8 protein-coding genes are annotated in these 9,130 nt (G+C 57.5%); 2 read left to right on the forward strand and 6 right to left on the reverse strand.

Annotation, left to right across the window (positions count from 1 at the left end):
* Positions 1 to 234: 234 nt before the first annotated feature.
* Positions 235 to 786, reverse strand: a complete 552-nt coding sequence (locus tag Q7T06_RS01530) for a DUF1415 domain-containing protein (protein WP_304778984.1) — start codon at positions 784 to 786, stop codon at positions 235 to 237.
* 187 nt (positions 787 to 973) lie between these two features.
* Here Q7T06_RS01530 and Q7T06_RS01535 point away from each other — a divergent pair, with 187 nt between their 5' ends.
* Positions 974 to 1,525 carry a YaeQ family protein gene (locus tag Q7T06_RS01535; protein ID WP_304778987.1) on the forward strand — a complete coding sequence of 184 codons (552 nt, stop codon included), beginning with the start codon at positions 974 to 976 and terminating at the stop codon, positions 1,523 to 1,525.
* A 39-nt stretch (positions 1,526 to 1,564) separates the two neighbouring features.
* Here the strand turns inward: Q7T06_RS01535 and mltB are convergent, their stop codons facing one another.
* The 5 genes from mltB to Q7T06_RS01560 all read right to left on the reverse strand — a co-directional run bounded on the left by mltB (position 1,565) and on the right by Q7T06_RS01560 (position 7,809).
* Positions 1,565 to 2,671 (reverse strand): lytic murein transglycosylase B, encoded by a 1,107-nt coding sequence (gene mltB, locus Q7T06_RS01540; RefSeq protein WP_304778990.1) that lies wholly within the window; start codon positions 2,669 to 2,671, stop codon positions 1,565 to 1,567.
* Positions 2,668 to 4,701: a DUF3488 and transglutaminase-like domain-containing protein gene (locus Q7T06_RS01545; RefSeq protein ID WP_304778993.1), complete on the reverse strand. Its 2,034-nt coding sequence runs from the start codon at positions 4,699 to 4,701 to the stop codon at positions 2,668 to 2,670. The genes mltB and Q7T06_RS01545 overlap by 4 nt, the downstream gene beginning before the upstream one ends.
* Positions 4,698 to 5,684: a DUF58 domain-containing protein gene (locus tag Q7T06_RS01550; protein WP_304778997.1), complete on the reverse strand. Its 987-nt coding sequence runs from the start codon at positions 5,682 to 5,684 to the stop codon at positions 4,698 to 4,700. Before Q7T06_RS01550 ends, Q7T06_RS01545 begins: the two co-directional genes overlap by 4 nt.
* A gap of 40 nt (positions 5,685 to 5,724) precedes the next feature.
* On the reverse strand, positions 5,725 to 6,645 hold the full coding sequence (locus Q7T06_RS01555; RefSeq protein WP_304779000.1) for a MoxR family ATPase: 921 nt from the start codon (positions 6,643 to 6,645) through the stop codon (positions 5,725 to 5,727).
* 141 nt (positions 6,646 to 6,786) lie between these two features.
* On the reverse strand, positions 6,787 to 7,809 hold the full coding sequence (locus Q7T06_RS01560; protein WP_304779004.1) for a transporter: 1,023 nt from the start codon (positions 7,807 to 7,809) through the stop codon (positions 6,787 to 6,789).
* Positions 7,810 to 8,146: 337 nt separating this feature from the next.
* Between Q7T06_RS01560 and ylqF the strand changes: the two genes are divergently transcribed.
* Entirely contained in the window at positions 8,147 to 9,097 is a 951-nt protein-coding gene (gene ylqF, locus Q7T06_RS01565) for a ribosome biogenesis GTPase YlqF (RefSeq protein WP_304779007.1), read from the forward strand.
* The last annotated feature ends 33 nt before the right edge of the window (positions 9,098 to 9,130 follow it).

Raw genomic sequence — 9,130 nt, forward strand, 5'->3', positions numbered from 1 at the left:
AAAAAGCAATTAAAACTCAGTGTCTTTTTTGTATCTTATTAGTTATATGCGATACGGGAAAAGTTCCAAAAAGTAAGTTTATTTTTGAAAAATTGTTTTAATACAATTTTCTATGTGGATCCAGTTTGCTAATAATCAATACGCCATTATATCAAGCCGAAGAAAAGGGATGAAACAGCGGCAACTCAGATTATTATCAAAATAATAATAAGCCTAAGTTGATAATGCGGCAAGTTACAATTTTCGCCATCCTTCTAGCCCGAGCTGGCGCAAGGTTTCCATATTCTTTTCGAATATCATCTCGGCCTCTGGAAATGCCGCGACTGCGCGTTCTATGCTCGCTTCACGTAGCAGATGCAGGATCGGGTAAGGCGAGCGGTTGGTATAGTTTTCTATGTCATCCGTTTTCGTTCCGGCGAACTGATACTGCGGATGAAAGCTGGCAATCTGGATTTCGCCATCCAGTTCCAGTTTTTCTATTGCTGCATCGGCGACTTCCAGGAAGTCGTTGTAATCCATAAAATCCTGCAGCACGTCGGGGAAGATCAACAGTGTCGTATCAATGTCGGCAGCATCTGCTGCATGCAGGGCCTGCAATTCATTTTCCAGATCGCTCAGTAATGCCTCCGTGTCTGTCGCCGCGCTGACGATATAGCGGATCTGGTTTTTGACATGCACGGCTTTTGCGAACGGGCACAGGTTTAGCCCGATCACGGCTTTTTCCAGCCATGTGCGGGTCGCTGTGATGATCGCATCGCGGGATGCGGAGGGAGTGTTAGTTTGCATGTGGGGCTTTCCGGTAGGGCGTCCATTTTAAACGCTGGTGTCGACAGTTGCTGTTACCTAGATAGAAACGCAGCAATATTGCATTGCGCATGCAAAAAATGATCGCTATGCAAGCGGCAGATCGGCTATTCTTGCCACCGTCAAGCGCTACGCTTCATCACCGCATTTACATCAAGAGCAAAAATTCATGGCCCTCAAATCAACCATCTTCAAAGCCGACCTGCAAATCGCTGACATGGACCGGCACTATTATGATGGGCATATGCTGACGATTGCGCGCCATCCTTCTGAAACCGATGAGCGGATGATGGTCAGGATACTGGCCTTTGTTTTACACGCAAGTGCGGCGCTGGCATTCGGCAAGGGCTTGAGTGCGGATGACGAGCCGGATTTGTGGCTCAAGGATTTGACCGGCGCGATCGATCTGTGGATAGAAGTCGGTCAGCCGGATGAGAAGCGCATCATGAAAGCCTGCGGTCGCTCCAGCCAGGTCATCATTTACAGTTACAGCAGCATGAGCAATATCTGGTGGAACCAGATTGCCAACAAGGTCGATCGTGCAAAAAACCTGAGCGTATTCAATCTGCCGGCAGCGACCAGTCAGGCGCTGGCCAAGCTGGCACAGCGCAACATGCAGTTGCAATGCACGATACAGGATGCACAAGTCTGGATCACTGGCGATGGCGTATCGATACAAATCGATATGCAAACCCTGAAGGCGCCGGCCGCAGCCCGTTAAGCGGCCAGACGCTCACCGCTGTGGTGGCGGTTTCGTGTCTTAGTAATTGCGCGCCATGCGCACTGCGCGGCTCAAATCATGAACCGACATCGCATAAAAGAAGCTGCGGTTGTATTGCGTGATCGCAAAGAAGTTGGCTGCACCCAGCCAGTATTCGGTCGGCTCTTCGCCATTTTGCAAATCAACCAGACCGAAGGGCATGCCGGCCGGCGGTTCGATCAGCGGCGTCACACCCGCCGCCTTCAATTCCTGCAGGCTGAATTTCGCTTCCAGTCCTTGTCCTATGAAGCGTTGCCATTCGCTGCCGGTCGTGTCTAGCCGTGCTGGAAATACCACCGGTTCGCCGCTGCGCCAGCCATGCAACACCAGAAATCTGGCGATGCTGCCAATTGCATCCACTGGTGAATTGCGCAAGTCTATGCGGCCATCGCCATCGAAGTCGACGGCGAATTTCCGTATGCTGCCCGGCATGAATTGCGGCCAGCCGATTGCTCCTGCATAGGAACCCAGCAGTGAAAATGGATCGATGCCGGATTCGCGCGCAAACAGCAAAGTGTTTTCCAGTTCGCCGCGGAAATAGGCTGAGCGCGCAGTACGGTTAGGCGTATCTGGATAGGCGAAGGCCAGCGTCGTGACCGCATCCATTACGCGGAAGTTGCCGGTGTTGCGGCCGTACACGGTTTCCACGCCGAGGATGGCGACGATGATTTCTGCCGGCACGCCATATTGCGCTTCGGCGCGCGCCAGCGCATCTGCATGCACATTCCAGAAGGCGACGCCGGCATCGATGCGTACAGGTTCGACGAAGCGGCTGCGATAGGCGACCCAGTTTTTGGGTTTGCTCGCCGGCGCCGGTTTCATCAACTGGATGGCGCTGTCTACATAATGGGTCTTGCTCAGGGTGGCTTGCAGCTGTTGCTTGTCAAAGCCGTTTTTTTCCACCATCTGGTCTATGAAATCGCTGACATCACGCCACTGGTTGAAGTTGGCGAATTCATCGCCTTGTACAGGTTTGACAACCTTGTTCTTCTTGATCGGTGTGTGCGCTTTACTACTGTTGTCGTGCGCAAAGGCGCAACCGGTCAGGGCCAGTGCTGAAGAGAGTGCAAGCAATGAGGCATGGCGGGTAAATAATGCAGATTTCATCGAGATAGTTTCAATAGTGATTTAAGTTTCGACAGCAAGTCGGGCAGCGATGTTTTTGCCAGCGGACGGTAAAGCGCGGCTTCATACAGGATCAGAAAATTTCTGGCGGCATGCTTCTGCTCTTGCGTGAGTGCAGGAGCGGACATCAGCCGCACGGAATAGGAACGCGGACCTTCATGGGGCTGACGCGGATAACCCAGTCGCGCCATTTGTTTGCATAGCCTTGCATAGGCAGCGCCGACCGGATCGATTTTCCTGCGGTTGGCCAGCAGTGGAAAGGTAATCAGCAACATGATGACACCACCAGCGGCGAACATCAACGCCGTCATCGTGCGCCAGTCGATATCACCCAGGCCCAGCGCACGCAGCAAACTCTTTTGCCTATCCGGCGTGTAATTCAACACCCATTGATTCCAGCCATTGTTGACGGCATCCCAGCCAAACCTGATTTTGCGCAGCCATGAATTGGCGCCTACATTCATGTTGATCAAGCCGCCGAATGCGGGTGTGCTTGCAGCGGCGCCGGCCAGGTTGCGCGCGATCCGGTTCGGGGCAACCGCGGCGGTCGGGTCCACCCTTATCCAGCCGCGTTTTTCTATCCAGACTTCTGCCCACGCATGCGCATCCGACTGGCGTACCGTCAGGTAGCCATCGACCGGATTGAGCTGGCCGCCCTGGTAACCGGTCACGACCCGCGCCGGGATATCCATCGCCCGCATCAGGACGACGAAGGCAGCAGCATAATGTTCGCAAAAGCCGGCGCGGGTGGAGAACAGGAAGTCATCAATCCCGTTGCGTCCCAGCAGCGGCGGTTCCAGCGTGTAGCTGAATTTTTCTGTGCGGAAGAATTTCAGCACATTGCTTACCTGCGTCAGGTCATCCGCTGATTGCCTGCGCATCTCGGCTGCGAAGGCCATTGCATTCGGGTTGTAGCTGGCCGGCAGTTCCAGCCATTGCTGCAAGGAATAGCGGTTCTCATCCGGTTGCAGGTCGTAATCCAGGTAAGACGCCACATCGTAGCGTACGCGCTCCCTGATCGGGCGTTCCGACACCAGTTGCAAATCGGGTGTGACGCCGGTGCGGTTGTTGGGCAATTGCGGTACCGCCTGCGGCATTTCGATGGCAAACAGCCACGGTTGCGTGCCGGGCTCCTGCGTGACTTGATAGCGTACCGGAGTGCCGCGCGTGTTTAATGTAATCGCTTTACTCTGGAGATTGCGCGTTTGCCGCCTGGTCCAGGTGCGGCCGTCATATTGTCCGAGCACGATGCCACGCCAGTACAGTCTGGATTGTTCAGGTACTGGATCGGTGAACTTGACGCGAAAGGCAATCTCGCCCGACAGTGCAAGCTTGGCGATATTGCCCGGTGCCATGCTGTCGGACAAGCCGCTGCGGCCCGTATTGGCGTCGCCAGGCATGCCCCACAACGGCCCCTGTATGCGCGGGAACAGGATGAACAGCACCACAGTCAGCGGGACTGCCAGTGCGAATATCATCGTGCCCAGCCGCAGGCGCTTGCGCAGCGGCGGCACGAGGCCGGTATATTGAAACGATAGTTGCGCCGTCAGGATCGTAATCACCGCAGCCACCATCAGTACTGCTGTGGCTATGGTTTGCGAATAAAAGAAATTGGTCAGCAGCAGGAAGAAACTCAGGAACACGACGACAAACAAATCCCGGCTGGCGCGCATTTCCAGCAATTTGAATGTCAGCAGCAGCACCAGCATCGCCACGCCGGCATCGCGGCCGAACAAGGTCTTGAAGCTCAGATACGTGGCAGCCATCGCCAGCACCGCGATGGGCAGCAAGAGCCAGCGCGGCGGCATGCGGTTGCCGCGAAAGGTAATCCAGCCGCGCCAGAGCATCAATCCTATGCTGAGGCCGGTGATCCACGGCGGCAGATGCAAGGCATGCGGTGCCAGTACCAGCGCACAGGCAAACAGCAGCAACAGCGTGTCTGCCTTGTCGCGCGACATAGGACGTGCCGCGCGCGTGGCGAGTGATGGCAAGACCTTGTGCAGCACGCTCATGCAGCACGCTCATACAAGGCTAGCGCCTGCAGGCAGGCGGCTTGATGGGCCGGGCCTGCATCGGGAGGAAAATGCGTGCTGCCCAGACGGAAGGCATATGGCAGGCCGCGCGCTTCTGCTGCCAGCACCCAGCGCGTCATGCGTGCAAGCTTCAATTCGACATCCATTACGCTCGGCAATTTTGCATAGTCGATCGCCAGTTCGCTGCTGGCGCCGCCTTCGAATTGCTTGGTCACCAGCGGGCCATGGTCTGTGCGCGCGATTTGTCGCCATGCCAGATGGCGTATCGAGTCGCCCGCCTGATAGGCGCGTATGCCGGCGAAGTCGTCATGTCCGGCATGGCCGCGGCCATCTGCGTTTTCGCCTTCGATCAGGGGCAGGGGTGGGGCATTTTCTTCCGGGTGTGGGTAAACCAGTACGCGCATCGCCGGTTGCCAGTAACTCCACGCGCGCAGCAAGCCTAGCGGGAAGCGTGTCTGCAGACGTATGCGCGGAGCGGTCAGCCAGCCGCGTTCGTGCGTAGGCGTGCTGAGGGTGACGCTGGTGCTGCTGTCGGCCGCAATATCTGTCACCTGTTCTATCGCAGCGCCATCACCGACGATGAAGGCGAGCCAGATCGCATAGCGATCATGCTTGCGGCGATTGCCCAAGTGCAGTTCGAACTGTGCATCTTCGCCGGCGAATACGGCGGCAGCGCGGCCCGGCCGAAGGTAGAGATGGGCCAGATTGCGGAAGGTCAGGTGCATGTCTATGATCGCGCAGCCGGCCAGCAGGAACGTCAGCGCAAAACCGAGGCTGAGGTCGTAGTTGACGGAACAGAGGAACAGCACGATCAGCATCACGCCGTAGGTCAGGCCGGCACGGGTAGGCACGATGAAGACGCGGCGCTGATTCAGCATGACTTCGCCCTGTTCGGCATCGCGCAGCTTGAACAGCCACTTGTCCGTCCACTGGTGCAGCATCGTGCTCAAGGTGCGAGTCATGACCGTTGCCTGATGATGCGTCTGTATCGATGCGCCTGAATCAGACGGCTACCGATTTCATCATCTGCACGACCAGGTCGCGGCTGCTCAAGGCGCTGCCGGCAGTCGACTTCAGTGCACGCAGGCGGTGTGCGGCAACCGGCACCAATACCGACTGCACGTCTTCCGGGATCACGTGATTGCGTCCTTCCATGGCCGCCCATGCACGCGCAGCCTGCAGCAAGGCTATCGTTGCGCGCGGACTCAAGCCTTCGACGAACATCCCATTCTGGCGCGATGCCTGCGCCAAGGCCTGGATGTAATCGATCAATGCTGACGAGACATGGATATTCTTCAGCTCGGCTTGCGCCGCGATCAGGTCGGCCGGCAGCATCGCCATGCGCATCGCCTTCAGCAAGGTGCGCCTGTCTTCACCCATCAGCAAGGCGCGTTCGGCAGCCGCATCCGGATAGCCCAGCGACAGACACATCAGGAATCTGTCCATTTGCGATTCCGGCAAGGGGAAGGTGCCGATCTGGTGCGCAGGATTTTGCGTGGCGATGACGAAGAAAGGTTGCGGCAGGTTGCGCGTGACGCCATCGGCTGTTACCTGGCGTTCTTCCATCGCTTCCAGCAAGGCAGATTGCGCTTTCGGCGTGGCGCGATTGATTTCATCGGCCAGCAACACCTGCGTGAAGACCGGACCGGGATGGAAGACGAAGGCATTCTTCTCGCGATCGAAAATCGAAATGCCGACCACGTCGGCCGGCAGCAGATCGCTGGTGAATTGCAGCCGGTTGAATTGCAGGCCCAGCGAGATCGCCAGCGCATGTGCCAGCGTGGTCTTGCCGACGCCGGGTACATCCTCGATCAGCAAATGGCCGCCGGCCAGCAGGCAGACCAGCGCCTGACGTATTTGCATATCCTTGCCGACCACGATTTCACTGACTTGTTTGGCGACTGCATGCACTTTGGCGAACATTGTATTTTCCGTAACAGATTGAGCGAGTAGGCGCTGCCTGCAATGCGCGTACAGAATTTAGACTGGCCACCAGATTCTATGCGAGATTGCCCGTCTCGGGAGCATGTCGAATCGATGATGCGGGAAGAGACAGGCTGACCGTCAATCCTGTCTTTGCTTGCGCACCACGAACCACACTGCGAAGACGGTGAAGGTGGCCACGATGCCGGCCACTATCCAGAATCCGTATGCATGTTCGGCCAGCGGGATGCCGCCTACATTCATGCCGAGCAAGCCGGCGATGAGGTTGATAGGCAGGGCGAGCACCGTGACTATCGTCAGCACGTACAGGCTGCGGCTGTTTTCTTCATTGACTTGCGCCGCGATTTCTTCCTGCAACAGCTTGATGCGTTCCTGCAGCGAGCTCATGTCGCTCAAGACGACGGAGAATTCCTCGGTCGACTGGCGCAACTCCTGTGTATCGAGTTCCGCCACCCAGGTAGGCGGTTTTTGCAGCAGGCGAAACAGCGCTGCCGGTTCCGGCGCCAGCAAGCGCTGCAGGCGTACCAGTATGCGTCGCAGTGCGCCGAGGTCGCTGCGCTGCTGGTTCAGGCGACCTGCCAGCAGCCGGTCTTCCACCGTGTCTACACGCGCGACGGCATCGCGCACGATCTTGACCAGTACATCGGCCTGGTCGCGCAACAGATGCACCAGCAGTTCGACCGACGAGCGTATCGCCGCGCCGCCTTGCACGGCCTGGCGCAGGCGCTCTATCGACTTCAATGGTGCGCGGCGCGCGCTGATGACGACATGCTGCGTCAAGCTCAACCACAGGGTGGCGGTGTCGGCAGAGTCGAGGGAAAAATTGTGCAGCACATCGTTGACGACGGCGATCAGCGTATTGTCTGCCAGCTCGATGCGCGTCGAGCGCGAGCCGTCGTGCAGCGCTTCATTGAATTCGTCGGCCACGCTGGCATGCTCGCTCATCCATTTCTCGCTGGCGGTATTGCTCAGGTTGAAATGCAGCCAGATGAATTCGCCGGGCGGGTGCGGCGCTTGCGGGTGCAGCCATGCCAGCGCCTCGGCAGAACTGATCAATACGGCTTGCGGCCCGCGCCCGAACAGGTAACCCCAGATCAAGCCGGATTGATCCGAGCCATACGTCAAGCCGGTGGCTGCGATCATTGCCTGCCCGGCGCCTGCAGGCGCGCCAGCACACACTGCCGGCCAGCTCGCAGCGGCATCAGGGGGGAATAGCGGAGGACGTGAAGAAGGTGCACGATAGACAATTTTTCTGTACTGCCTGTCTGGCAGCACGCAGCGCAAGGAATTGGTCGGGGCCCTTTTCGCGCCAGGCCCCGTTGGCGCTGAGACGGGTATCGTGCACGCCGTATATGACGCGCGTATGACACCCCGGGACCGGCTTGCCGCCGGCAATATTGTGCAAGCTCGACATGCTACTCATCTGTCCGGGCTGTGAGCGAGTAAAATAGCGGCTTGCTTCCCTCAGATAAAGTCACGCATGTCCATACAATGGTACCCAGGTCACATGAACGCCGCCCGCAAGAAGGCGGCGGAGGCCATGGAAAAGGTCGATATGATCATCGAAGTGCTGGATGCGCGCCTGCCGCAAGCCAGCTGCAATCCGATGATAGAAGAATTGCGCACGTTCCGGCAGCGGCCCTGCCTGAAGATCCTCAACAAGAGCGATCTGGCCGATCCTGCCGCCACCAAGGTCTGGCTGGATTTTTATAATAAACAGAAAAACGTGCATGCGGTTGCGCTGAGCTGCAAGAAGCCATCCGACGTCGCCAAGATTCCCGCCCTGAGCCTGAAAATTGCACCGCATCGCGGCACTGCATTGAAGCCTTTGCGCATCATGATCATGGGCATACCCAACGTCGGTAAATCGACCTTGATGAATGCGCTGCTCAAGAAGCGCGTGGCGAAAGTCGGCGATGAACCTGCCGTCACCAAGATGCAGCAACGCCTGTACCTGGGCAATAACATGGTGCTGACCGATACGCCCGGCATGCTTTGGCCGAAGATTGCACCTCCGAGCGATGGCTTGATGCTGGCCGCCAGCCATGCGATCGGCAGCAATGCCTTGATAGAAGAAGAAGTCGCGACCTTCCTAGCCGATATCCTGCTGGTGCGTTATCCGCAATTGCTGAGTGCGCGTTACGGGTTTGCGACCGAAGGCATAGATGGCGTCAGCGTGATCGAAGGCGTGGCCTTGCGCCGCGGCCTGCGCATCAAGGGCGGCGAACTCGACCTGGAAAAAGCGGCGCATATCTTCCTGCAGGATTACCGCATCGGTGCACTGGGCCGCATCAGCCTGGAAACGCCGGAAAGCCGTATTGCGCTGTTGGCCAGCTTCCAGCCACCGCCATCGTTGAGCGATGTGGAAGACGATACGAAAAAAGAAGCGCCGGAAGATGAGCGTGACGATGCGCTGACACGTCGCCGTTAAATAAAGCATTGAGCCGCAAGGCATAGCAAAAAG

The sequence above is a fragment of the Herminiimonas sp. genome (assembly GCF_030645555.1).
In the GTDB taxonomy this organism is placed as follows: domain Bacteria; phylum Pseudomonadota; class Gammaproteobacteria; order Burkholderiales; family Burkholderiaceae_D; genus Oxalicibacterium.